This window comes from Rhodoferax bucti, assembly GCF_005876985.1.
Lineage (GTDB): Bacteria > Pseudomonadota > Gammaproteobacteria > Burkholderiales > Burkholderiaceae_C > Allorhodoferax > Allorhodoferax bucti.
In genome coordinates this window covers 241,632-265,449 of record NZ_VAHD01000001.1, presented here as the reverse complement: position 1 = coordinate 265,449, position 23,818 = coordinate 241,632, and the positions used below count along the sequence as shown (strand labels likewise).

The following is a 23,818-nucleotide window of genomic DNA, read 5'->3' as shown; positions in this document are numbered from 1 at the left end:
CTACACTCCCCAGTTGCTTCTTTTGCACTGCACCATTTTTGGAAGTTGAACGATGAGCTTGATTCCCGCCACCATCCTGACCGGTTTTCTGGGTTCCGGTAAAACCACCTTGCTCAAGCGCGTGCTGGCCGAGGCCCACGGCCAGAAGATCGCCGTAATTGAAAATGAGTTCGGTGAAGAGAACATCGACAGCGACATTCTGGTGAGCGACACCAACGAGCAAATAATCCAGATGAGCAATGGCTGTGTGTGCTGCACCATCCGCGAAGACCTGCGCACCACGCTCAAAGACTTGGCGGAGAAAAAACGCAAGGGTGAGCTGGACTTTGAGCGGGTCGTGATCGAAACCACTGGTGTGGCCGACCCCGGCCCGGTGGCCCAGACCTTCTTCATGGATGACGAGATCGCGGAGACTTATTTGCTGGACTCCATCCTGACGCTGGTGGATGCCAAGCATGCGGTGCAGCAGCTCAATGACCGCCAGGAAGCGCGTCGCCAGATTGGTTTTGCGGACCAGATTTTCATCAGCAAGTCGGACCTGGTGTCCAAGGACGAGTTGGATGCGCTGATGCACCGCATCAAGCACATGAACCCGCGCGCGCCGCAAAAGGCGGTGCATTTCGGTGATGTGGCGATCAAAGAGGTGTTTGACCTGCGCGGCTTCAACCTGAATGCCAAGCTCGACATCGATCCGGACTTCCTGAAAGAAGACGACCACCACCATGACCACGAGCATGGTGAGCATTGCGATCACCCGTCCCATGCCCACGACCACGCGGCCCACGGGCACCACCACCATCATGAAGACGATGTGAAGAGCTTTGTCTTCAAGTCCGAGCGGCCGTTTGACCCGGCCAAGCTGGAAGATTTTCTGGGCGCCATCGTCAATATCTATGGTCCGCGCATGCTGCGCTACAAAGGCGTGCTTTTTATGCAAGGCACCGACCGCAAAGTGATCTTCCAGGGCGTGCACCAGTTGATGGGCAGCGACTTGGGGCCTGTATGGGGCGAGGGCGAGGTGCGCATGAGCAAGATGGTGTTCATCGGGATTGATTTGCCCAAAGACATCTTCTTGCAGGGTATGGAGCAGTCCCTGGTCTAAGCCGGTCTGTTGATCCGATCGCGGTAGGGGGTGCTATGTTTGTCTCGCTTTTGCAACTAATGGGATTTCCCTCGGGTAAGCCTGTACACTCGCGCGCCGAAGAAACCCGCTCTGTCGCGCCTGCCAAAGGCCGCAAAGCGACTGCAGCCACCAGCGACCATGCGCAGGCCCAACCTGCCAGGAGACAAGAAGTGAACGCGAAATCCGGGAAAGAGAGCAAGGCAAAAGCCGCTCCGAGTAAAGCCAAAGTGGCAGAGAAAGCGGTTGCCAAAACGGTAACCGCCGCCGCCAAGCCGACCGTATCAACCAAAACGAGCAGCAAAGCCGCTGTCAAAACTGTGGCCACTGCCCCCGCTAAAACAATCTCCAAACCTGCGGCGCCTGCTGCCAAGCCTGAAAAAGCCGTTGCAGCCCCCGTGGCTGCGGTAAAAAGCAAGCCCGCTGCCGCCAAGGTGGCTGTGAAGCCGACAGCGGCACCCAAAGAAGCGCCTGTGGCTGTGGCAGCCCCTGTGGTAGCGACGGTTGCAGCCAAGCCCGGCCGCCCATCATCCCGCTTGGCACAATTGACGGTGCCGTCCATGGCCCAATCGGTGGCGTCAACGGCGGCTAAAGCCAGTTACAACCAGACTCCCTCCGCTCCTTTCATTGCCCCCGTGATTCCTGCCATCGTGAAAAAAGACACCAAACTTGCCAACAACTGGAAGAGCAAGCCGGTTGCCGAATTGACGGACGCCGAGCTCTTGGCCATGCCAGACGCTGAATACATGAACGAAGTGCAGCTCGCTGCCTTCCGCTTGAAGCTGTCTACCTTGAAGCGCGACATCCTGACCAGCGCGGGCGAAACCACAGAGCACTTGCGTGAAGATACCTCGGTGGTACCCGACCCCGCAGACCGCGCCACGATTGAAGAAGAGCACGCCCTGGAGCTGCGCACCCGCGACCGCGAGCGTAAGTTGCTGAAAAAGATCGAGCAGTCGATTGCCCGTATTGACGCCGGTGACTACGGTTACTGCGATGAAACCGGCGAGCCCATTGGTGTGGGTCGTTTGTTGGCCCGCCCTACGGCCACGCTGTCGCTCGAAGCCCAGCAACGCCGCGAGCTCAAGCAGAAGATGTTCGGGGACTGAGTTTCCGCGTAGCGCAGCTAGTTCAAGCTCTATGGCGACCAAAGACGAACGTCCCGGCTTACTGTCCAAGGTGGCGATGTTCGTGCGCAATCCGACCAAGGACTGGTCGGAGTTGTCGCGGGTAGAAACCGAGCCCGACAGCGCCTATGACAAACAGGCCTTGAAGGCCATGATCGAACGCAAGCGGCAGAACGATTTTGTCCGCAAGCGCGAGTTCGATCAGCTGCGCAAACTGCGTAACCGAGACCCTTCCGTTACCGCCGGCGTGGCACGCCCCTCGTTTTTCCAGACCAGCATTCCCACCGACCCGGATGGCCGTGCCGTGACACTGAAGAAGATCGACGAGATCGAAGCGCAGATGTCCAAGCAGTGGTGGAAAGGCAAACAAGATGCCGCCGCGCAAGGCGCTGGTGGTGTGGTCGCGCCTGTTGTGCCTGCACAGAAGCCCCTGCCGGTTCAAGCCCCATCAGGCGACTCGACGTCGCCGATTTCCTTGCCTTCGTCGTTTGATGCGACCGAGTCCGCCGGATTGTCGATGGGGACGGTGGCGCGCCCGGTTGGTCCCGCTACGGAATACCCGCCCACCGAGATGGGCAGTGATTTGCTGCCCATGTCTTCGCACGTACCTTTGCCTGTGCCTCGTGCGGCGGCGCCGACTCCTGTGGCTGGGCTTGGGGTGGTCGACAGCGAGTTGAGTTTTTCTACCTCCAAGCTGTTTGCCATGAATGTGGCAGATGTGGCCACCGATCCAGAGTTGGAAGAGGCCGCCATCCGCTTTGCCAATGGAGACGATGCGGGCGCCGAATCGGGATTGCTACACGCCTTGCAGGCCGGTTCGGTGGATGCGGAAGTGGCCTTGAACTGGGCGGCCGCGTTGATGGACTTTTACCGGGCTACGCAAAACCGGGCGCGTTTTGAGGCTGCCACCATGGACTATGCCCATCTGTGGAACGGGCGTGTGCCAGTGTGGCAGCCGGTCCGTTTGGATGCACAAGTGGCGAGCGATACGACCGCAGCCGCGCCATTCATGTGGGAGTCTGCTGGCGTACCGGTGCGCCAGCAAGCCGCCATGTGGGCTTGCCCATCCGTTCTGCGGGTGGACGATATGGAGGCGTTGCGCGATGTGCTGTCTCGCGAGCCTATGCCCTGGGCCTTGTCTTGGGATGCATTGCAGCAGATTGACCCGCCGTCCATGCCCCTGTTGGCCGGTTTGTTCGCCAGCCTGTGCAATGAGCCTGTGTCGTTGAGCTTTTCTGGCTCGCACGCATTGCTCACTACCTTGCGCGACATGACGCCCTCAGGCGATCGCACGGTAGATTCTGCTTGGTGGGGCGTACGCCTGAATGTATTGCGTGCGATGCAGTTGCTCGACGAGTTTGAGTTGGTGGCCTTGGACTATTGCGTGACCTATGAGGTGTCCCCGCCAGCATGGGAGCCCGCACAGTGTGCGTACACCACCTGGAGTCCTGCTGCTCCATCCGCCAAGCCCGCAGACTTCAGCGCCACGGTGCCAGTGGCCTTGAATTCGGTCACCGTGAGTAGCCAAGAGTTGCGCGGTGAGGTCTTGGGCGATGCCTCCGATGTATTGGCGGCGATTGACAGTGCGAGCGCCATTGCTGAGACCGTGTCTGTGTCATGCCGGTACCTGGTGCGCGTTGACTTTTCTGCCGCTGGCAGCATTCTCAATTGGGTGGCCCAAAAGCAGGCGCAGGGTTGCACGGTGCAGTTCGAAGATGTTCATCGCTTGGTAGCCGCATTTTTCAACGTGATCGGCATCAACGAGCACGCCCGCATCGTTCCCCGGGCTTTTTGATACTTGGCGCAGATTGCGCGCCGGGTTACTTGCATTCGTGCGACTCATATCTACTTTATGTCTATGGAACAATTTCACGGAACCACCATCATCAGCGTGCGCCGCAAAACGCCTCAGGGTGATCAAGTGGCCATTGGTGGGGATGGGCAGGTCACCCTCGGCAACATCGTGGTTAAGGGCACTGCTCGCAAAGTGCGCAAGCTCTACCACGGCAAGGTGCTAGCCGGTTTTGCCGGCGCCACCGCTGATGCATTCACGCTGTTTGAGCGGTTTGAAGCCAAGCTTGAAAAGCACCAAGGCCATCTGGTGCGGGCTGCGATTGAGCTGACCAAAGACTGGCGGACCGACCGCGTACTGCGCAAATTGGAGGCCATGCTGGCAGTGGCAGACAAAGATGCCTCACTCATCATCACCGGCAACGGCGATGTGCTGGAGCCGGAAAACGGCATTGTCACCATCGGCTCGGGCGGTGCGTATGCCCAGGCTGCAGCGGTGGCGCTGCTGCACCATTCCGACCTGCCGGCGGCGGACATCGTCAAGCGCTCCTTGGAGATCGCTGGCGAGCTGTGCATCTATACCAATATGCACCACACCATTGAAACTCTGTAAACGCGGCACACGCCCGATCACTGCATGCACTCTTTGACCCCTCACGGCATCGTTGCCGAGCTGGATAAACACATCGTGGGACAAGCCGACGCCAAGCGCGCGGTGGCCATTGCTCTGCGTAACCGCTGGCGCCGGCAGATGGTGGAGGGCAGCCTGCGCACTGAAATCACGCCCAAGAATATTTTGATGATTGGGCCGACCGGTGTCGGCAAGACAGAAATCGCCCGCCGTTTGGCGCGCTTGGCCGATGCACCTTTCATCAAGGTCGAGGCGACCAAGTTCACCGAGGTGGGTTATGTCGGCAAAGATGTAGACACCATCATCCGCGACCTTGCAGACATTGCGGTCAAGCAGACCCGAGAAGCTGAAAAGCAAAAAGTCCGTGCCCGCGCAGAAGATGCAGCCGAAGAGCGGGTGCTCGATGTATTGGTGCCCCCGCCACGCAACGAATTTGGTATTGCCTCCTCGGCGGATGCCCCCGAGAGCACAGCCCGGCAGACCTTCCGCAAGAAGTTGCGCGAAGGCTTGTTGGCGGACCGCGAAATTGAGCTCGATGTACCGGTTGCCGCGCCACATCTGGAGGTGATGGGGCCCGCAGGCATGGAAGAAATGACCGAGCAACTCCGTGGCCTGTTCGGGCAGATGGGGCAGGGCAAAAAGCAGTCCCGCAAGCTCCGGATTGACGAGGCCTTGAAAATTCTGGTGGATGAAGAGGCCGCCAAGCTGGTCAATGAAGACGACATCAAAGCGCAAGCCATCCATACGCTGGAGCAAAACGGCATTGTGTTCATTGACGAGATTGACAAAGTGACGTCCCGCAGTGAGGGCCAGGCTGGCGAGGTGTCCCGGCAAGGCGTGCAGCGTGATTTGCTGCCTTTGGTGGAGGGCACCACCGTGACCACCAAATATGGCATGGTCAAAACGGACCACATCTTGTTTGTAGCCTCCGGGGCCTTCCACTTGAGCAAACCCAGTGACCTCATTCCTGAGTTACAGGGGCGCTTCCCGATCCGGGTGGAGCTACAGTCCTTGTCCGTCAAAGACTTCGAGGCCATTCTGACTCAGACCCACGCCTCCTTGGTGAAGCAATACCAGGCGTTGCTGGCGACAGAGAACGTCACCCTGGACTTCACGCCCGAGGGGGTGACCCGCTTGGCGCAGATTGCATTTGAGGTGAACGAGCGCACCGAAAATATCGGTGCCCGTCGCTTGTCCACCGTGATGGAGCGTTTGCTGGACGAAGTGAGCTTTGATGCGGCCACTTTGACCGGCACCACGGTGCGAATTGATGCGGAATACGTAGACCAGCGTCTTTCCGCTCTCAGCCAGGACGAAGACCTGTCCCGCTACATCCTGTAGCACCGCACCGACCGGATAAACGGTCGGCGCTTCAAGCATCACTTTCACTGCCCTCGCTAAGTCCTTAATTTAGAACGATTTTTGAAGTTCGTTGAGCTTCAAAAACGCTTCTAAGTCCTTGATTTCATTGGAAATTTTTCGCGCAGCCCCTCTTGCGAACGTGGGTTTTGCTGATACAGTGCAAAAAAGTGCAATTTAGTGGTGAAAAGTGCCGCGCGATTGCTATTTCAGCGCTGCCACAGCCAAAAAGGGTGTTTTTGTGTTCCAAGGGGCTTCGTCTCTCAGTCTTGATGCCAAGGGTCGCCTGTCGGTGCCGACGCGGCATCGTGACGTCTTGAGCGCGACAGCCGCTGGCCAATTGACGATCACCAAGCACCCCCATGGGTGCCTCATGGTGTTTCCCCGCCCCGAGTGGGAAAAATTCCGCGAACGCATTGCTGCCTTGCCCATGTCCGCCCAGTGGTGGAAGCGGATTTTTCTGGGTAACGCCATGGATGTGGAGATGGATGGCACCGGCCGTGTGCTGATTTCTCCTGAGTTGCGCGAAGCGGCAGGTATCGCCAAAGACACCATGCTGCTGGGCATGGGCAACCACTTTGAGCTGTGGGACAAAGCCACCTACGACGAACAAGAAGCGAAGGCGATGCAGGGTGAAATGCCCGACGTCTTCAAGGATTTCTCTTTTTAAGGCCACGCGGTGGAAGCTCCTCGGACCCATACCACCGTATTGTTGAACGAAGCGGTAGATGCCTTGTTCAGTGATGGCGGCACTCCTTTTGACGCAGCGGCGCAAGCTACCTATGTGGATGCCACCTTCGGGCGCGGGGGGCATTCGCGCCACATTTTGTCGCGCTTGGATACTTCGGGCCGCCTGATCGCTTTTGATCGTGATCCCGAGGCGGTGGCCCAGGCGGCACTCATCACAGACCCCCGTTTTTCCATCCGGCACGAAGGTTTTTCCAACCTCGGTGTGTTGCCTGCGGGCAGCGTGGGCGGAGTGCTCATGGATCTGGGTGTGAGTTCCCCGCAAATCGACAGCCCTGAGCGGGGTTTCAGTTTCCGCTTTGAAGGTCCTTTGGACATGCGCATGGACACCACGCGCGGTGAGAGTGTGGCCCAGTGGCTGGAAACAGCCGAGATCAATCAAATCGCGGAGGTGATACGTGAATATGGTGAAGAACGGTTTGCTGGGTCAATTGCAAAGGCGATTGTTGCTCGCAGACAGGAACGGGGCCCAATTTCATCCACCACCGAGCTGGCCCAACTCGTGGCTGACACGGTCAAAACCCGCGAGCCGGGCCAGAACCCTGCAACGCGCACATTTCAGGCTTTTCGGATTTTCATCAACGCCGAGCTTGAAGAGCTGCAACAAGCGTTAGAGGCCAGTCTGGACGTGCTGCAACCCGGTGGGCGGCTGGCCGTGATCAGCTTCCACTCGCTGGAAGACCGCATCGTCAAGCAGTTCATTGCCAAGCACTCCAAAGAAGAGTACGACCGCCGTGCACCCTTCGCGGCGCCCAAGGTCATGAAACTCAAAGCGCTGGGGCGCATCAAGCCCAGTGCAGAGGAGGTGGCGGCCAACCCGCGCTCCCGCAGTGCCATCTTGCGCGTGGCGCAAAGGATGCCGGCATGATGCGCATCAACCTGGTACTGCTGCTGGCCGTGGTGGCCAGTGCGCTCTATTTGGTGGGCGTGCAGTACGAGTCGCGCCGGGTGTTCACTGAGCTGGACAAAGCCCGCGCGGATGCCCGCCGCCTGGAAACCGAGTTCGGCCGCCTGCAAGTGGCCAAGCGGGAGCAGGCCACGTCTGCGCGCGTGGAGCAGCTCGCGCGGGAGAAGTTGCAAATGCGCCAGGTGACTCCCGCCATCACCAGCTATGTGACCTACAGTGCACCGGCTGCACCAACCCCTGCGGTTGCGCCCGCCCAGAAAGGCGCCCAGTGACACGCCGGGGCATTCAGTACACCTCCAGTCCTTTGCTGGCCAGCCGCACGCCGGTCTGGCGCAGCAAGTTTGTGGTGGGTGCGATTGCCTTGGGCTTTACCGGTTTGGTAGCGCGTGCCGCCTACATTCAGGTGTACGCCAATGACTTTTTCCAGCGTCAGGGTGAGGTGCGTTTTGCCCGCACGATCGATCTGCCTGCCAACCGCGGCCGTATTCTGGATCGCAATGGCCTGATTTTGGGTTCCAGCGTGCCTGCCCCCAGTATTTGGGCGATTCCTGAAGACGTGGAGTTGGAAAAAGGGCAGTTGGCGCAACTGGCCAAGCTGTTGGATATGCCGGCGGCGGATGTTTCCAAAAAGCTGCAGGATGAAGACAAGTCCTTCGTCTGGATCAAGCGCCAGGTGGATGCGGATATCGCCAAAAAGATTGCCGAACTGAATATCAAGGGCATCTACCAGCGCAAGGAATACAAGCGCCAGTACCCCGAGGGCGAAGCGGCGGCACACATCGTTGGCTTCACCAATGTGGAAGACAACGGACAGGAAGGCGTGGAGCTGATGTTCAACAAGGAGCTGCTGGGGCGTCCCGGCATGCGCCATGTAATCAAGGACCGCCTCGGACGTGCGGTAGAAGATGTGGGTGAAATCGTTCCGCCTGTGCCGGGCCGTGATTTGCAGCTCAGTATCGACAGCAAGGTGCAGTTTTTTGCGTACCAAAAGCTGCGCGATGCCGTGGTGACCAACAAGGCCAAAGCAGGCAGCGTGGTGGTGTTGGATGCGATTACTGGCGAAGTGCTGGCCTTGGCCAACTACCCCAGCTACGTGCCGGACAAACGCCAGAACCTCACCGGCGCACAGCTGCGCAACCGCGCGTTGACCGACACATTTGAGCCGGGCTCGGTCATGAAACCCTTCACTGTGGGTATTGCGCTGGATACCGGTCGTGCCAAGCCCACCACCGTGATTGACACAGCCCCTGGCTCGGTCACCATCACCGGGGCCACTATCCGTGACTCCCACCCCCATGGCGCCTTGACGGTGGAGCAGGTGATTCAGGTGTCGAGCAACGTGGGCACCACCAAGTTGGCCATGCAAATGCCGGCTAGCGAGATGTGGCAAACCTTTTCGCAGGCCGGGTTTGGTCAGAAGCCGCAAATCGAGTTTCCGGGTGTGGTTTCCGGCCGCCTGCGCCCGTACAAATCCTGGCGCCCGATTGAGCAAGCCACCATTTCTTACGGGTATGGCATGTCGGCCTCCCTGTTTCAGATGGTGCGCTCGTACACCGTGTTCTCCCATGGGGGGCAGATCATCCCCGCCACCTTGCTCAAGAGCAGCGAGCCGGCCGTAGGCGTACAGGTGTTCTCCGAGCAAACCGCGGCCAAGATTCGTCACATGCTGAAAATGGCGGCCGGCCCCGGGGGTACGGCTCCTAAGGCGCAAACCATCGGCTACTCGGTGGGCGGCAAGTCCGGCACGGCGTACAAGCAAATCGGCAAGGGCTATGGCACCGACGGGAACCGCAAGTACCGCAGCTGGTTTGTGGGCATGGCGCCTATCGAGCAACCCCGCATCATTGTGGGTGTGATGCTGGACGAGCCCAGCGCTGGCAAATACTTCGGTGGTGAGGTCGCTGCTCCGGTGTTCAGCGAAACCGTGCAGCAGACTTTGCGCATGCTCGGTGTGCAGCCGGACATGGCGGTGCAGCCTCACATCGTGGCCGGTGCCGTGGAGGAGAGCTTCTAATGGCTGAATTCACCACTCCCGAGCACGCCGTGGCCTGGTTGCGCGCCTGTGGCGTGCAGGGCCTGACGACGGACAGCCGCGAAGCCGGTCAGACGGACGCATTCATTGCCTGGCCCGGTGCGGCTACGGACCCACGCCGCTTTGTCGCCTCCGCGTTGGAGCATGGTGCACCGGCCTGTCTGGTGGAGCAAGCGGGTGCAGAGGCATATGCGTGGGCTAGCGAGCGCGTGGGTGCGTATGCCAACCTCAAGGCAGGCTCCGGTCCGATCGCTGCCGAGTTTTACGGCATGCCCTCCCGCGAGTTGGCGGTGATGGCTGTCACGGGGACCAATGGCAAAACCAGCACCGCTTGGTGGTTGGCGCAGGCCCTGAGCCAGGTCCAGGGGGCGCGGGCGTTGCCTTGCGGCGTCATCGGCACCCTGGGGGTAGGGCAACCGCCGCAGCTCAAGGCCACCGGTTTCACGACCCCGGATCCGGTGTTGTTGCAAAAAACCTTGCGTGCTTTTGTGAGCCAGGGTCTGAAGGCCTGTGCCATGGAAGCGTCTTCCATTGGTATTGAAGAGTTGCGCATGACGGGTACCGCCATCCATACCGCCATCTTCACCAACTTCACCCAAGACCATCTGGATTACCACGGCAGCATGACCGCGTATTGGGACGCCAAACGCACACTCTTTGCATGGCAAGGGCTACGCGCCGCTGTGGTGAATGTGGATGATGACAAAGGCGCCGAATTGGCCGCCGAGCTGCAAGCGGGGCCCCTGGATGTGTGGACCGTCTCGGTGCGCAAAGATGCCCGCTTGACGGCGCGCCATGTGACGCATGCCGCACAGGGCTTGGCGTTTGAGGTGGTGGAGGCCGGGCACGCAGTGCGCTTGCAGTCCCACGTCATTGGTAGCTACAACGTCTCCAATTTGTTGGGGGTGATTGCCGCTATGCGTACGGTCGGCATCGACCTGGCATCTGCCGTGCAGGCCTGCGCAGATTTGCTGCCGGTGCCGGGGCGCATGGAGTGTGTCGGCGGGCAAGACGCACCGCTGGTTGCTGTGGATTACGCCCATACCCCAGACGCCCTGGAGCATGCGCTGCGCGCATTGCAGCCTGTCGCGCGTGCGCGGGGTGGCCGTTTGTGGTGTGTGTTCGGTTGCGGTGGCGATCGCGATGCGAGCAAGCGCCCTCTGATGGGTGCTGTAGCCGCCGCCCAGGCGGACCGCGTGGTGGTGACCAGCGACAACCCCCGCAGCGAAAAGCCGGAGGCCATCGTGGCCCAAATTCTGTTGGGCACGGTGGAGTGCCCCCATGTGGCCGTGCAGGTGGACCGCGCGCTGGCGATCCGAAACGCCATTGGCAACGCAGAGGCGCAGGACGTCGTGCTGCTGGCTGGCAAAGGCCATGAAGAAACACAGGAAATTGCGGGTACCAAAACACCGTTTTCCGACAAAGCGCAGGCTGTTGCCGCGCTGGCACTGCGCGGCTCTGCGCAGGAGGCGCAGCCATGACCCTGTTGATGACCTTGGCGCAAGCACGTTCGCTGCTGCCGGATGCCGTGTTGGTCGGCGATGACAGTGTGGTGATAACCCGCGTGCACACCGACACCCGCACGATTGAACCGGGGGATTTGTTCGTGGCCCTGCGCGGGGAGCGCTTTGATGCCAATGACATGCTGCATGAAGCGCGAGCCAAAGGTGCCGCGGCGGTGTTGTGCCATGCGGGCCTGAGCGCGAGTGCGTATCCGGCCGATCTTCCGCGTCTGGAAGTCGCGGACAGCAAGCAGGCGCTTGCCACACTCGCTACCGGGTGGCGCGCCCAGTTCCGCATTCCGGTGATTGCGGTGACGGGTAGCAATGGCAAAACAACGGTGACCCAGATGGTGGCCAGCATCCTGCACGCTTATGCCCCGCAGGGCGCGGCGTTGGCCACGGTGGGCAATTTCAACAACGACATCGGCGTACCCTTGACGCTCTTGCGCATGCGGGCGCAGCACCGCATCGCGGTGGTGGAGCTGGGCATGAACCATCCCGGCGAAATTGCGGTGTTGGCTGCCATGGCCCAGCCCACGGTGGCCTTGGTGAACAACGCCCAGCGCGAGCACTTGGAATTCATGCACACCATTGAGGCGGTGGCCCGCGAAAACGGTAGTGTGCTGGCTTCTCTGCCTGCGGATGGCGTGGCGGTATTCCCGGCCGACGACGAATACGTCGCCGTGTGGCGTGCCGTGTCCGGTGCCCGTGCGGTATCCACCTTCACGGCAGCAGACGCGGGTGCAGTGTGTGTGGTGCGGGATGCCCGCTGGCATGACGGTGCCTGGCACGTCGTGGCTGGCACGCCGCAGGGTGATTTGCAGTACCGCCTGGCGATTGCCGGTCGCCACAACGTGAAGAACTCTTTGGCCGCCGCTGCCTGTGCCTTGGCGGCTGGCGTGCCTGCGGCCACGGTGGTGCAGGGGCTGGAAGCGTTCGTGCCCGTCAAGGGGCGCTGCCGCGCGATGCAAGTGCGCCATGGTGCAGTCGACTTCACCTTGGTGGACGACACCTACAACGCCAACCCCGATTCCATGCGCGCGGCCATTGATGTGCTGGCGGACTTGCCCGGCCCGCGCTTGCTGGTGCTGGGGGATATGGGCGAAGTGGGCGAGCAAGGGCCCGCCTTCCATGCCGAGGCCGGTCGCTACGCGCGGGATGCCGGCATTGAGCATGTGTTGGCCCTCGGAGCGTCCAGCAAGCACGCCGCGCAGGAAATGCCGGGTGCCCGCCATTTTGAGGAGGTGGCCGAGCTGAATGCCGCCGCCCTGGCCTTGGCCCCCACCGTTGCCAGTGTGCTGGTCAAAGGCTCGCGCTTTATGCGCATGGAGCGTGTGGTTGCGGCCCTGTCGGCCGTCCCTGCGCAGGAGGTGGCGGGTCATGCCTAAATTGTTTGGAGAGTTTTCATGCTGCTAAGCCTGGCCCAATGGCTGCAAAGTTTGTCCCCCGAGTTCGGGGTGTTTCGCGTATTCCAGTACCTCACCTTCCGTGCGGTGATGGCGGCACTGACGGCCTTGCTGATCGGCTTGGTCGCGGGGCCCGCGGTGATTCGCCGTTTGCGTGCCCTCAAGATCGGTCAGCCCATTCGCGGCTACGGCATGGAAACCCATTTGGCCAAAAGCGGCACGCCCACCATGGGCGGCGTGCTGATCCTCTTGTGCATTGCCGCCTCCACGTTGTTGTGGGCCGACCTGTCCAACCGCTTCGTCTGGATCGTGCTCATCGTGACCTTGGGCTTCGGCGCTATCGGCTGGGCGGATGATTGGCGCAAGGTGGTGCACAAAGACCCCGAGGGCATGCGCTCGCGCGAAAAGTATTTCTGGCAAAGCCTCATCGGCCTGCTGGCTGCGCTGTACCTGGTGTTCAGCATTTCCGAGAGTTCCAACCTGCGGGTGCTGGAGCTGTTCTTCAACTGGGTGCGCTCGGGGTTTGATGTGAACCTGCCGCCCAAAGCTGGTCTGTTGCTGCCCTTCATCAAAGAAGTGAGCTACCCCCTGGGGGTGTTGGGCTTTGTGGTCATGACCTACCTGGTGATTGTGGGCTCCAGCAATGCGGTGAACCTGACCGATGGTTTGGATGGCCTGGCCATCATGCCGGTGGTGATGGTGGGTTCCGCGCTGGGCGTGTTTGCCTATGTGACCGGCAGTTCGGTGTTCTCCAAGTACCTGTTCTTCCCCTATATCCCCGGCTCTGGCGAGTTGTTGATTTTCTGCTCCGCCATGGCCGGTGCGGGGCTGGCCTTCTTGTGGTTCAACACCCATCCGGCACAGGTCTTCATGGGTGACGTGGGTGCACTGGCCTTGGGTGGTGCTTTGGGCACCATCGCCGTGATCGTGCGCCAGGAAATCGTGTTGGCCATCATGGGCGGCATTTTTGTGGCCGAGGCCCTCTCGGTCATGTTGCAGGTCACTTGGTTCAAGTACACCAAAAAGAAATACGGCCAAGGCCGCCGCCTGCTCAAGATGGCACCGCTGCACCACCACTTTGAAAAGTCCGGTTGGAAAGAAACCCAAGTCGTGGTCCGCTTCTGGATCATCACCATGTTGCTGTGCTTGGTTGGCCTGTCCACCCTGAAATTGCGATGAACACCCCCGAGCAGCACCTCCCGCCAGAACCCCTGCAGACACCGGCCGATGACGCCGGTGTGGTGCAACACGCCTCCTTGGCGGACGAGGTTCAGCCAGGGGTGCCGGCCGTGGATGCCGTGCCTGCAACCGCAGGCGAGGGGGGAGCTGGTGCTCCGGCTGCTGCCAAGGCGCTGCCCACTACGCTGACTGCCGCCCAGGAGGCCGCAGCATTTGTGGCCCGCATTTTTGCGGAAACCCAAGCGGAAAAAACGGAGGCTGCCGAGGCCGTGGTGGTGGAAGCTGCTCAAGCGGTCGCGGAAGACAACACGGTAGCCGAGGAGGCGCCTGCGGCCGAGCAGGTATTTGCTCCTTTGGCCGGCCAGAACGTATTGATTCTCGGGCTGGGTGCTTCCGGCCTGGCGATGGCACGCTGGTGCGTGTTGACAGGTGCTGCCCAGGTCACCGTTGCTGATACCCGCGAAGCGCCACCCCAGCTGGCCGTATTGCAGCGGGAGCTTCCGCAGGTGCGTTTTGTTGCTGGCGCATTTGCCGCAAGTCTGGTCGAGGGCCAAGCACTGCACGGAGTGTACCGGTCACCCGGGCTGAGTCCTGAGGAGATTGCTCCTGTTTTGATAGCTGCTCGCGCAAGCGGTGTGAGCGCTGGAGGCGAATTAAGCTTGTATTCCATGGCGCTGGATGCGCTGCGCACGGTACGGGGCTACCAGCCTGCGGTGCTCGCAATCACGGGCACCAATGGCAAAACCACCGTCACCTCGCTGACGGGCCAACTGATTGCCCATGCGGGCAAAACCGTTGCGGTGGCCGGCAACATCGGCCCCACGCTGCTCGACACGCTGACACAGCACCTCGAGGCGGATACCTTGCCGGAAGTCTGGGTGCTAGAGCTTTCCAGCTTCCAGCTGGATGCGGCCGGCAGCTTCGAGCCGACCGCTGCTGTGGTGCTCAACGTCACGCAAGACCATCTTGACTGGCACGGCAGCATGCAAGCCTACGCCGGTGCCAAGGCCCGTATCTTTGGCCAGCGCGGCATGATGGTGCTCAACCGCGAAGACGCTACCGTCATGGCCATGCGCCCGGAGCCGGTGCGTGTGCGCCTGCAAAAACCGCAAGAGCGTGCCTACATCTCCTTCGGCACCGACATGCCCCAACGCCCCGGCGACTTCGGTATTGAGGAAGTCAACGGTATGGTCTGGCTGGTGCGCGCGCTGGAAGCTGACGAAACCCGCAAGCGCCGCAAGGACGAAGAGGAAGAAATCCACATCCAGCGCCTGATGCCTGCTGACGCCCTGCGCATCCGTGGGCGCCACAACGCGAGCAACGCTCTGGCGGCTTTGGCCCTGTGCGCTTCCGCCGGCTGTGCGCTGGCGCCTATCTTGTATGGCCTGCGCGAGTACCGTGGCGAGCCGCACCGCGTGGAGCCCATCGGCATCCTCAATGACGTGGAGTTCTTTGACGACAGCAAGGGCACCAATGTGGGCGCCACCGTGGCTGCTTTGCAGGGCTTGGGCGCGGACCGCCGCATCGTGGTCATCCTGGGCGGCGAGGGCAAGGGGCAGGACTTTGCCCCCTTGGCCGCACCGGTGGAGCGCTATGTGCGGGCCGTGGTGCTGATCGGGCGGGACGCCCCGCTGATCCGCGCGGCCCTGGAGCACACCGGCATTCCTTTGGTGGATGCCGACAGCATGGCCGCAGCCGTGACGCTGGCCAACGCCAAAGCCCACGCGGGCGATGCGGTGCTGATGTCCCCCGCCTGCGCCAGCTTCGACATGTTCAAGAACTACGAGCACCGCGCGCAGGTGTTTTGTGACGCGGTGAAAGAGCTGGCGCTCTCCAGCGGCACGGAACTGGAGCAACTTCCATGAAGTTCATGCCCCGCGCCCTTGCCGGGTGGTTTGCACCCAAGGAAGCCGAGGCGGCCGGCGCGCTGCCGGTGCGCTTGGGCGGGCGGGGCTCGTTCTCGGCCAGCACGACCCCGGCGCAGGTCAAGGGCTTCGATCAGCCGCTGGTCTGGGTCACCGTGGCCTTGCTGCTCTGGGGCCTGGTGATGGTGTATTCCGCATCGATTGCGATGCCCGACAACCCCAAGTTCACTTTTTACAGCCACACCCATTTCGTGATCCGCCATGCCATGTCCATGGTGGTGGCCTTTGTGGCGGCGCTGATTGCATTCCAGATTCCCGTGCAGACCTGGGAGCGCTTGGCGCCCTGGTTGTTTGTGGCTTCGCTGGTGTTGCTGATTCTGGTGCTCGGCGTTGGCCGCGGTGTGAACGGCGCCAAGCGCTGGATCTCGCTGGGCGTGATGAACTTCCAGCCTTCCGAGCTGGCCAAGTTTGCCGTGTTGCTCTACGCGTCCGACTACATGGTCCGCAAGATGGAGGTGAAAGAGCACTTCTTCCGCGCCGTGGCACCCATGGCGGTGGCCGTGGCAGTCATCGGCTTGTTGTTGCTGGCGGAGCCAGACATGGGCGCCTTCATGGTGATTGCCGTGATCGCCATGGGCATTTTGTTTTTGGGCGGCGTGAACGCCCGCATGTTCTTCCTGATTGCGGCGGTGATCGTGGTGGCCTTCGGGCTGATGATCGCTTTCTCGGAATGGCGCCGTGAGCGCATCTTTGCGTATCTGGACCCCTGGAACGACAAGTACTCCATGGGCAAGGGCTACCAGCTCTCGCACTCCTTGATTGCCATCGGCCGGGGTGAAATCTTTGGCGTTGGACTGGGCGGTAGCGTGGAAAAACTGCACTGGCTGCCCGAAGCGCATACCGACTTTTTGCTCGCGGTGATTGGTGAGGAGTTCGGTCTGGTCGGCGTGATCGCCGTGATCGGACTGTTTTTGTGGATGACACGCCGCATCATGCACATCGGCCGCCAGGCCATTGCGCTGGACCGCGTCTTTGCCGGTCTGGTGGCCCAAGGTGTGGGCGTGTGGATGGGCTTTCAGGCCTTCATCAACATGGGCGTGAATTTGGGTGCATTGCCCACCAAAGGCCTGACCCTGCCACTCATGAGCTATGGCGGCTCCGCCATCCTGATCAATCTCGTCGCCATCGCGGTGGTCTTGCGTGTGGACTACGAGAACCGCCAGTTGATGCATGGGGGGCGGGTATGACGCAAAAAGTCGCTCTCATCATGGCCGGCGGTACGGGGGGCCACATCTTCCCGGGGCTGGCCGTAGCCCAAGCCCTGCGGGACAAAGGCTGGCGCGTGCACTGGCTGGGCGCCCCGGGCAGCATGGAAAGCCGCATCGTGCCGACTCGCGGCATTCCGCTGGAGCTGGTGGAGTTTGGTGGCGTGCGCGGCAAGGGCATCAAGACACTGGCGCTGCTGCCGTTCAAACTGCTGCGCGCCTTCTGGCAAAGCCTGCAAGTGGTGCGCCGCGTGAAACCTGACGTGCTGGTGGGCCTGGGGGGTTACATCACCTTCCCCGGCGGCATGATGGGCGTGCTCTGCGGCAAGCCTTTGGTGCTGCATGAGCAGAACTCGGTAGCCGGCATGGCCAACAAGGTGCTGGCCGGTGTGGCCGACCGCGTGTTTGCGGCCTTCCCGAAAGTCATGCCCAAGGCGGAATGGGTGGGCAACCCCTTGCGCGCCGAATTCCTGAACCTGCCAGCGCCCGACGAACGCTTTGCCGGCCGCAGCGGCCCGCTCAAGGTGCTGGTGGTGGGCGGCAGCTTGGGCGCACGCGCACTCAACACCGTGGTGCCCCAAGCCCTGGCGCTGATTCCCGAAGCCCAGCGCCCCGTGGTGACGCACCAGGCCGGCGAAAAACAGATTGACGAGTTGCGCGCCAACTATGCCGCTGCCGGCGTACAGGCCACGCTCACCCCATTCATTGACAACACCGCGCAGGCTTTTGCCGATGCGGACTTGGTCATTTGCCGCGCAGGTGCCAGCACGGTGACCGAGTTGGCCGCCGTAGGTGCCGCGGCGGCGTTTGTGCCGTTTCCTGCGGCGGTGGATGACCACCAGACCTTCAATGCCCGCTTTCTGGTCGATCAGGGCGGTGGCTGGCTCTTGCCGCAAGCCACCCTGACCCCCGAAGCGCTGGCAGAGATGCTATTGAAAACAGAGCGGCCCGCGCTGATGCAGCGGGCGCTGGGAGCCAAAAAGATGCAACAACTACACGCCACCGAAGCCGTGGTGGCCGCCTGCGAGGAGCTTGCGAAATGAAGCACGCAGTCAAACACATTCATTTCGTCGGCGTGGGCGGTTCCGGCATGTCCGGCATTGCCGAAGTGCTGAGCAACCTCGGTTACGAGATCTCGGGCTCTGACTTGGCTGACAATGCCACAACCCGTCGTTTGGCCGCCTTGGGCATCCAAACCTACGTGGGCCATGCGGCCGAGAACGTGACCGGTGCGGACGCCGTGGTCACCTCCACCGCAGTGCAGTCGGACAACCCCGAAGTCATCCGCGCCCGCGAGATGAAGATCCCCATCGTGCCGCGCGCGTTGATGCTGGCCGAACTCATGCGCCTCAAGCAGGGCATTGCGATCGCTGGTACCCATGGCAAAACCACGACCACCAGCCTGGTGGCCAGCGTGTTGGCCGAGGCTGGCTTGGACCCCACCTTTGTGATCGGTGGCCGCCTCAATAGCGCCGGCGCGAATGCGCGTCTGGGCAGTGGCGACCACATCGTGGTCGAGGCAGATGAGTCGGACGCGTCCTTCTTGAACCTGCTGCCCGTGATGGCGGTGGTGACCAACATCGACGCCGATCACATGGAAACCTACGGGCACGATTTCGGCAAGCTGAAGAAAGCGTTTGTCGACTTCCTGCACCGCATGCCTTTCTATGGCGCCGCCATTCTGTGCACGGACGATCCGGCTGTGCGTGAAATTTGTGAGCAAGTGACCTGCCCGATCACCAGCTACGGCTTCAACGAAGGCGCCGAAGTGCGCGCGGTAGATGTGCGTGCCGTGGGCGGCCAGATGCACTTCACCGTGCAACGCCGCAACGGAGTGGTGCTGCCCGATTTGGAGGTGGTGCTGAACCTGCCGGGTCTGCATAACGTGCTCAACGCGCTGTCGGCGATTGCGGTAGCCGTGGAGCTGAACATTCCGGATGCGGCCGTCGTCAAGGCGCTGGCCGAGTTCAAGGGTGTGGGCCGCCGCTTCCAGCGTTATGGCGATCTGGCCTTGCCGCAAGGCGGCACGGTCACGGTGATTGATGACTACGGTCACCACCCTGTCGAGATGGCTGCCACGCTGGCAGCCGCACGCGGCGCCTTCCCCGGGCGGCGTTTGGTCTTGGCCTTCCAACCGCACCGCTACACCCGCACACGGGATTGCTTTGAAGACTTTGTGAAAGTCATCGGCGCCGGTGCCGATGCGGTGCTGCTGGCCGAGGTGTATGCCGCTGGCGAAGCCCCCATCGTGGCGGCAGACGGCCGCTCCCTCGCCCGCGCTTTGCGCATTGGCGGCAAGGTGGAGCCTCTGTTTGTGGACGACATCGCCGCTATGCCTCAAGCCGCCATCGACAACGCGCGCGACGGCGATGTGCTGATGTGCATGGGTGCCGGATCGATTGGCGCCGTGCCCGGAAAAATTGTTGAATTGCTACAAAATCAGGAGCTGCTCGCGCAGCAGGGACGGGCGCTATGAGCCAAAATAATTTGAATCTCGGGAAGGTGGCTGTGCTGATGGGCGGCGCCTCGGCAGAGCGCGAGGTGTCGCTGATGTCGGGAAGTGGCGTGCTCAAGGCACTGCGTTCGCAAGGCGTGGACGCCCATGCCTTCGACCCTTCTGAACGTGCGCTGGATGAACTCAAGCGTGAAGGCTTTGATCGCTGCTTCATCGCGCTGCACGGTCGCTTCGGCGAAGACGGCACCGTGCAGGGCGCACTTGAGTTGCTGGGCATCCCCTACACCGGCTCCGGCGTGATGGCCTCCAGCATTTCCATGGACAAGGTCATGACCAAGCGCATCTGGCGCTTTGAAGGCTTGTCCACCCCCGCATGGCAGCAGGTCAAGAGTGCTGCCGAAACCCGCGCTGCGTTTGCGGCGCTGGGCGCGCCCATGATCGTGAAGCCTGCACGCGAAGGCTCCAGCATCGGCTTCACCAAGGTGATGACGGCCGACCAATGCGATGCCGCTTATGCGCTGGCCTCGCAGCACGACAGCCATGTGCTGTGCGAGCAGTTCATTGCGGGTGACGAAGTCACCTGCCCGGTGTGGGGGCCGAGCTCTGCACCCGAGGCGCTGCCGGTGATCCGCATCGTGGCGCCTGAAGGCAACTACGACTACCAGAACAAATACTTCACCGACACCACCCAATACCTGGTGCCCGCCGGTTTGCCTGCAGGCGAAGAGGAGGCTATCCAGGCGCTGGTGTGCAAGGCCTACCAGGTGCTGGGCTGCCGCGGCTGGGCCCGGGCTGACGTGATGATCGACGCCCAAACCCGCACGCCCTACCTGCTGGAAATCAACACCTCACCGGGTATGACCGGCCATTCGCTGGTGCCCATGTCTGCCCGTGCGGCGGGCATCAGCTACGAAGAATTGTGTGTGCGCCTGCTGCAAAGCACCGCCACAGACGGGAAGGCCGACGCGTGAACGCCATGCCCGCCACCCCCTTGGACGTCAAGCTCATGAACGGGACCGCTGTGCTCCTGTTCATGGCGTTTGTCGCCCTTTCGGTGGTGACGGGTGGTCGCTGGTTGGGTCGCTTGCCGGTGTTTGCGATTCAGGGCATCACGGTGACGGGCGACATGAACCACAACAGCCCGCTGACCCTGCGGGCCAACGTGGCGCCGGGCCTGAATGGCACCTTTTTCTCGGTCGACCTGGCGCGTGTGCGCTCGGCCTTCGAGGCGGTGCCCTGGGTGCGGCATGCGGTGGTGCGGCGCGAGTTTCCCAACCGCCTGCGGGTGGATTTGCAGGAGCACGTGGCCGTGGCGTATTGGGGCGCAGATGCAGAGCTGCGTTTGCTCAACAGCTATGGCGAAGTCTTTGAGGCCAACGTGGGCGAGGTAGAGCAAGACGTGCTGCCCAAGCTCAGCGGACCCGATGGCCAAAGCGGTGAGGTGCTGACGATGTACCGGACCCTGGCGCCTTTGTTGACCGCGGTGGAGTTGCCCCTGGAGCAGCTGGATTTGTCGGGGCGTGGCAGCTGGCGCGCACGGTTGGACGGCGGTGCCGTGATCGAGCTGGGTCGGGGATCGCCGGAAGAAGTCACCGAGCGGCTTCAACGGTTTTTGAGGACGCTGACGCAAGTGACCTCGCGATACGGCCGGGCGGCGAGCTCGGTGGAGTCGGCGGATTTGCGGCATGTCAACGGATATGCAGTCAAGCTGCGCGGCGTGACCACGCTGGCACCTGACAGCACCAAGAAATAGCGGAAAAGAAGCAGGTACTACTTATGGCTAAAGAATACAAAGATCTTGTCGTCGGGCTGGACATCGGCACTGCCAAGGTAATGGCCGTGGTGGCGGAGGTCATGCCCGGTGGCGAGCTCAAGCTGGCCGGTTTCGGCGTGGCGCCGAGCAATGGCCTGAAGCGCGGCGTGGTGGTCAACATCGATGCCACCGTGGCCAGCATCCAGCAAGCCCTGAAAGAGGCCGAGCTGATGGCGGACTGCAAGATCACCCGCGTGTACACCGGCATCACCGGCAGCCACATCCGCGGCATCAACAGCAGCGGCATGGTGGCGGTGAAAGACCGTGAGGTGACCCAGGCCGATGTGGCCCGCGTGGTGGAAACGGCCAAGGCCATCAACATCAGTACCGACCAGCGTCTGCTGCTGGTGGAGCCGCAGGAGTTCATCATCGACGGCCAGGATGTGAAAGAGCCTATCGGCATGAGCGGTATCCGCCTCGAGGCCAAGGTGCACATCGTGACCGGTGCTCAAAGCGCAGCGGAAAACATCATCAAATGCGTGCGCCGTTGCGGTCTGGAAGTGGAGCAGCTGATGCTCAACCCGCTGGCCAGCAGCCTCAGCGTGCTGACCGAAGACGAACGTGAGCTCGGCGTGGCGCTGGTAGACATTGGCGCCGGCACCACCGATGTGGCCATCTTCACCAACGGCGCCATCCGCCACACCGCCGTGATCCCGATCGCCGGTGACCTGATCACCAGCGACATCGCCATGGCCCTGCGCACGCCGACCAAGGACGCCGAAGACATCAAGGTGGAGAGTGGTCACGCCAAGCAACTGCTGGTGGACCCCGAGACGCAGGTCGAGGTGCCTGGTTTGGGTGACCGTGGTCCCCGCATGCTGAGCCGCCAGGCCCTGGCTGGTGTCATTGAGCCCCGCGTGGAAGAAATCTTCTCCCTGGTGAACCAGGTCATCCGCGAATCCGGGTGCGAGGAAGTGCTCTCCAGCGGCATCGTGCTCACCGGCGGCAGCTGCATCATGCCCGGCATGGTGGAGTTGGGTGAAGACATCTTTTTGAAGCCTGTGCGCCGCGGCATCCCCAAATACAACAGTGCTTTGGCCGACATGGTGGCGCAGCCCCGTGCCGCCACCGTCATGGGCCTGCTCGAAGAAGCCCGTATCGCCCGCATGCGCGGCTACAAGGTTGCGCAGAAGTCCGGCACCATGAAATCTGCATTCAGCTCCGTCAAGGACTGGTTCGTGGGGAATTTTTAACCATGAAGCACAGACTTTGGCTCGCACGGGGGAGTCCGCCTTCATAAATGAACACCGACCCCAACCCCTTTACCCAGTTTTCAGATATTCATTCAAATAGTTTTTCAGGAGTAACAACATGGCCATCGAAATGATCGAAGAAGAAGCATTCAACCAAGGCACCCAAATCAAGGTCATCGGCGTGGGCGGTGGCGGCGGCAACGCCGTGGAGCACATGATCACCACCTCGGTCGGTGGTGTGGAGTTCATCTGCGCCAACACCGATGCGCAAGCGCTCTCCCGCAGCTCGGCCCACAAAACCATCCAGCTCGGCGGAACTGGCCTGGGTGCCGGTAGCAAGCCCGACAAGGGTCGCGAAGCGGCGGTGCAGGCAGAGGCGGACATTCGTCAGGCGATCGAAGGCGCACACATGTTGTTCATCACCGCCGGCATGGGCGGCGGCACCGGCACCGGCGCTGCGCCCGTGATTGCCAAGGTGGCCAAGGAAATGGGCATCCTGACGGTGGGCGTGGTCACCAAGCCGTTTGACTTTGAGGGCGGCCGCCGCATGAGCAACGCCGACTCCGGTCTGGCCGAGCTGGAAGCCAATGTGGACTCCCTGATCGTGGTGCTCAACGAAAAGTTGCTGGAAGTGCTGGACGACGATGTCTCCCAGGACGAAGCCTTTGCCCACGCCAACGACGTGCTGAAAAATGCTGTGGGCGGCATTGCCGAAATCATCAACGTGAAGGGCGAAATCAACGCCGACTTCGAAGACGTGCGCACCGTGATGGGCGAGCCCGGTAAAGCCATGATGGGTACGGCCACTGCTAGCGGGCCGGATCGTGCCCGCATTGCTGCGGAACAAGCCGTGGCCTGCCCGCTGCTGGAAGGTGTGGACCTCTCCGGCGCCAAGGGCGTGCTGGTGCTGATCTCCGCGTGCAAGGGTTCCTTGAAACTGAAGGAGTCCAAGATGGCCATGGAGACCATCCGTGCCTGCGCTTCTCCGGATGCGCATGTGATCTACGGCACTGCCAACGACGAAAAGCTGGGCGACGAAATCCGCGTGACCGTGATCGCTACCGGTTTGAGCCGCCAAGGCGGTGCCCGTCGCACCGCGCCTCCGCTGCAAGTGCTGCGCACCGGTACCGACAACGTGCCTTTCCATGTGCCCACGCTCAACAGCGTGGCCAGCCCTGCGGGCACAACTGCCTCGCTGGGGAATGCCGGCGCCGCAGTAGCTCAGCCGGACTACGGCAGCATGGCGACCCCTAGCGTGTGGCGCACCAACCGCACGCAAGCGGCTGCCAAGGTGGATGCCTTGTCCAGCGGCGGTATGGACGACTACGAAATACCCGCGTTCCTGCGCAAACAGGCGGATTGATACTGCCCCCACCCCGGCTTGCCCACTGCGTGTGGCCGCTTTCCTCCTTGCAGGGGGCAACAC

20 protein-coding genes are annotated in these 23,818 nt (G+C 61.7%); all 20 read left to right on the top strand.

From position 1 onward, the window contains the following. Positions 1-52 precede the first annotated feature (52 nt). The 20 genes from FDM28_RS01245 to ftsZ all read left to right on the top strand — a co-directional run bounded on the left by FDM28_RS01245 (position 53) and on the right by ftsZ (position 23,755). Positions 53-1,102 carry a CobW family GTP-binding protein gene (locus FDM28_RS01245; RefSeq protein WP_138512250.1) on the top strand — a complete coding sequence of 350 codons (1,050 nt, stop codon included), beginning with the start codon at positions 53-55 and terminating at the stop codon, positions 1,100-1,102. A gap of 191 nt (positions 1,103-1,293) precedes the next feature. Further along, positions 1,294-2,229 carry an RNA polymerase-binding protein DksA gene (dksA, locus tag FDM28_RS01240; protein WP_240791864.1) on the top strand — a complete coding sequence of 312 codons (936 nt, stop codon included), beginning with the start codon at positions 1,294-1,296 and terminating at the stop codon, positions 2,227-2,229. Between the two features lie 31 nt (positions 2,230-2,260). Further along, the gene (locus FDM28_RS01235; RefSeq protein WP_138512248.1) at positions 2,261-4,042 is read left to right on the top strand and encodes an STAS domain-containing protein; all 1,782 of its coding nucleotides are present in this window, start codon (positions 2,261-2,263) and stop codon (positions 4,040-4,042) included. A 63-nt stretch (positions 4,043-4,105) separates the two neighbouring features. Next, on the top strand, positions 4,106-4,651 hold the full coding sequence (hslV, locus tag FDM28_RS01230) for an ATP-dependent protease subunit HslV (protein WP_138512246.1): 546 nt from the start codon (positions 4,106-4,108) through the stop codon (positions 4,649-4,651). Between the two features lie 24 nt (positions 4,652-4,675). Beyond that, on the top strand, positions 4,676-6,010 hold the full coding sequence (gene hslU, locus FDM28_RS01225; RefSeq protein ID WP_138512244.1) for an ATP-dependent protease ATPase subunit HslU: 1,335 nt from the start codon (positions 4,676-4,678) through the stop codon (positions 6,008-6,010). Positions 6,011-6,269: 259 nt separating this feature from the next. Further along, positions 6,270-6,698, top strand: a complete 429-nt coding sequence (mraZ, locus tag FDM28_RS01220; RefSeq protein ID WP_138512242.1) for a division/cell wall cluster transcriptional repressor MraZ — start codon at positions 6,270-6,272, stop codon at positions 6,696-6,698. A gap of 9 nt (positions 6,699-6,707) precedes the next feature. Continuing rightward, positions 6,708-7,643 carry a 16S rRNA (cytosine(1402)-N(4))-methyltransferase RsmH gene (rsmH, locus tag FDM28_RS01215; RefSeq protein ID WP_138512240.1) on the top strand — a complete coding sequence of 312 codons (936 nt, stop codon included), beginning with the start codon at positions 6,708-6,710 and terminating at the stop codon, positions 7,641-7,643. Beyond that, complete coding sequence (gene ftsL / locus FDM28_RS01210) at positions 7,640-7,954, top strand: cell division protein FtsL (RefSeq protein ID WP_138512238.1); 315 nt, start codon at positions 7,640-7,642, stop codon at positions 7,952-7,954. Before rsmH ends, ftsL begins: the two co-directional genes overlap by 4 nt. After that, positions 7,951-9,696, top strand: a complete 1,746-nt coding sequence (locus tag FDM28_RS01205; RefSeq protein ID WP_138512236.1) for a peptidoglycan D,D-transpeptidase FtsI family protein — start codon at positions 7,951-7,953, stop codon at positions 9,694-9,696. The genes ftsL and FDM28_RS01205 overlap by 4 nt, the downstream gene beginning before the upstream one ends. Continuing rightward, the gene (locus tag FDM28_RS01200; RefSeq protein ID WP_138512234.1) at positions 9,696-11,195 is read left to right on the top strand and encodes a UDP-N-acetylmuramoyl-L-alanyl-D-glutamate--2,6-diaminopimelate ligase; all 1,500 of its coding nucleotides are present in this window, start codon (positions 9,696-9,698) and stop codon (positions 11,193-11,195) included. Before FDM28_RS01205 ends, FDM28_RS01200 begins: the two co-directional genes overlap by 1 nt. Further along, positions 11,192-12,604 (top strand): UDP-N-acetylmuramoyl-tripeptide--D-alanyl-D-alanine ligase, encoded by a 1,413-nt coding sequence (locus FDM28_RS01195; RefSeq protein ID WP_138512232.1) that lies wholly within the window; start codon positions 11,192-11,194, stop codon positions 12,602-12,604. The genes FDM28_RS01200 and FDM28_RS01195 overlap by 4 nt, the downstream gene beginning before the upstream one ends. Before the next feature lie 18 nt (positions 12,605-12,622). Then, positions 12,623-13,801, top strand: coding sequence for a phospho-N-acetylmuramoyl-pentapeptide-transferase (mraY, locus tag FDM28_RS01190; RefSeq protein WP_138512230.1), 1,179 nt, complete (start codon positions 12,623-12,625; stop codon positions 13,799-13,801). Then, entirely contained in the window at positions 13,798-15,666 is a 1,869-nt protein-coding gene (gene murD, locus FDM28_RS01185; RefSeq protein ID WP_138512228.1) for a UDP-N-acetylmuramoyl-L-alanine--D-glutamate ligase, read from the top strand. The genes mraY and murD overlap by 4 nt, the downstream gene beginning before the upstream one ends. Before the next feature lie 5 nt (positions 15,667-15,671). Continuing rightward, positions 15,672-16,913 (top strand): putative lipid II flippase FtsW, encoded by a 1,242-nt coding sequence (gene ftsW, locus FDM28_RS01180; RefSeq protein ID WP_138514179.1) that lies wholly within the window; start codon positions 15,672-15,674, stop codon positions 16,911-16,913. Next, positions 16,910-17,974: an undecaprenyldiphospho-muramoylpentapeptide beta-N-acetylglucosaminyltransferase gene (gene murG, locus FDM28_RS01175; RefSeq protein ID WP_138512226.1), complete on the top strand. Its 1,065-nt coding sequence runs from the start codon at positions 16,910-16,912 to the stop codon at positions 17,972-17,974. The genes ftsW and murG overlap by 4 nt, the downstream gene beginning before the upstream one ends. Beyond that, entirely contained in the window at positions 17,971-19,407 is a 1,437-nt protein-coding gene (murC, locus tag FDM28_RS01170) for a UDP-N-acetylmuramate--L-alanine ligase (protein WP_138512224.1), read from the top strand. Before murG ends, murC begins: the two co-directional genes overlap by 4 nt. Beyond that, positions 19,404-20,357 (top strand): D-alanine--D-alanine ligase, encoded by a 954-nt coding sequence (locus FDM28_RS01165; RefSeq protein ID WP_138512222.1) that lies wholly within the window; start codon positions 19,404-19,406, stop codon positions 20,355-20,357. The genes murC and FDM28_RS01165 overlap by 4 nt, the downstream gene beginning before the upstream one ends. 5 nt (positions 20,358-20,362) lie before the next feature. Then, a complete protein-coding gene (locus FDM28_RS01160) occupies positions 20,363-21,139 on the top strand; it encodes a cell division protein FtsQ/DivIB (protein ID WP_138512220.1) in 777 nt (258 codons plus the stop codon). A 23-nt stretch (positions 21,140-21,162) separates the two neighbouring features. Further along, a complete protein-coding gene (ftsA, locus tag FDM28_RS01155; protein ID WP_138512218.1) occupies positions 21,163-22,392 on the top strand; it encodes a cell division protein FtsA in 1,230 nt (409 codons plus the stop codon). Between the two features lie 118 nt (positions 22,393-22,510). Beyond that, positions 22,511-23,755 (top strand): cell division protein FtsZ, encoded by a 1,245-nt coding sequence (gene ftsZ / locus FDM28_RS01150; RefSeq protein ID WP_138512216.1) that lies wholly within the window; start codon positions 22,511-22,513, stop codon positions 23,753-23,755. The last annotated feature ends 63 nt before the right edge of the window (positions 23,756-23,818 follow it).

Coding starts and splice junctions, on each gene's coding strand:
- ftsZ (WP_138512216.1), top strand. CDS start 22,511: ATGGCCATCGAAATGATCGAAGAAGAAGCATTCAACCAAGGCACCCAA.
- ftsA (WP_138512218.1), top strand. CDS start 21,163: ATGGCTAAAGAATACAAAGATCTTGTCGTCGGGCTGGACATCGGCACT.
- murG (WP_138512226.1), top strand. CDS start 16,910: ATGACGCAAAAAGTCGCTCTCATCATGGCCGGCGGTACGGGGGGCCAC.
- hslV (WP_138512246.1), top strand. CDS start 4,106: ATGGAACAATTTCACGGAACCACCATCATCAGCGTGCGCCGCAAAACG.
- FDM28_RS01165 (WP_138512222.1), top strand. CDS start 19,404: ATGAGCCAAAATAATTTGAATCTCGGGAAGGTGGCTGTGCTGATGGGC.
- murC (WP_138512224.1), top strand. CDS start 17,971: ATGAAGCACGCAGTCAAACACATTCATTTCGTCGGCGTGGGCGGTTCC.
- hslU (WP_138512244.1), top strand. CDS start 4,676: ATGCACTCTTTGACCCCTCACGGCATCGTTGCCGAGCTGGATAAACAC.
- FDM28_RS01235 (WP_138512248.1), top strand. CDS start 2,261: ATGGCGACCAAAGACGAACGTCCCGGCTTACTGTCCAAGGTGGCGATG.
- ftsW (WP_138514179.1), top strand. CDS start 15,672: ATGCCCCGCGCCCTTGCCGGGTGGTTTGCACCCAAGGAAGCCGAGGCG.
- FDM28_RS01200 (WP_138512234.1), top strand. CDS start 9,696: ATGGCTGAATTCACCACTCCCGAGCACGCCGTGGCCTGGTTGCGCGCC.
- mraY (WP_138512230.1), top strand. CDS start 12,623: ATGCTGCTAAGCCTGGCCCAATGGCTGCAAAGTTTGTCCCCCGAGTTC.
- FDM28_RS01160 (WP_138512220.1), top strand. CDS start 20,363: ATGCCCGCCACCCCCTTGGACGTCAAGCTCATGAACGGGACCGCTGTG.
- ftsL (WP_138512238.1), top strand. CDS start 7,640: ATGATGCGCATCAACCTGGTACTGCTGCTGGCCGTGGTGGCCAGTGCG.
- FDM28_RS01245 (WP_138512250.1), top strand. CDS start 53: ATGAGCTTGATTCCCGCCACCATCCTGACCGGTTTTCTGGGTTCCGGT.
- FDM28_RS01195 (WP_138512232.1), top strand. CDS start 11,192: ATGACCCTGTTGATGACCTTGGCGCAAGCACGTTCGCTGCTGCCGGAT.
- murD (WP_138512228.1), top strand. CDS start 13,798: ATGAACACCCCCGAGCAGCACCTCCCGCCAGAACCCCTGCAGACACCG.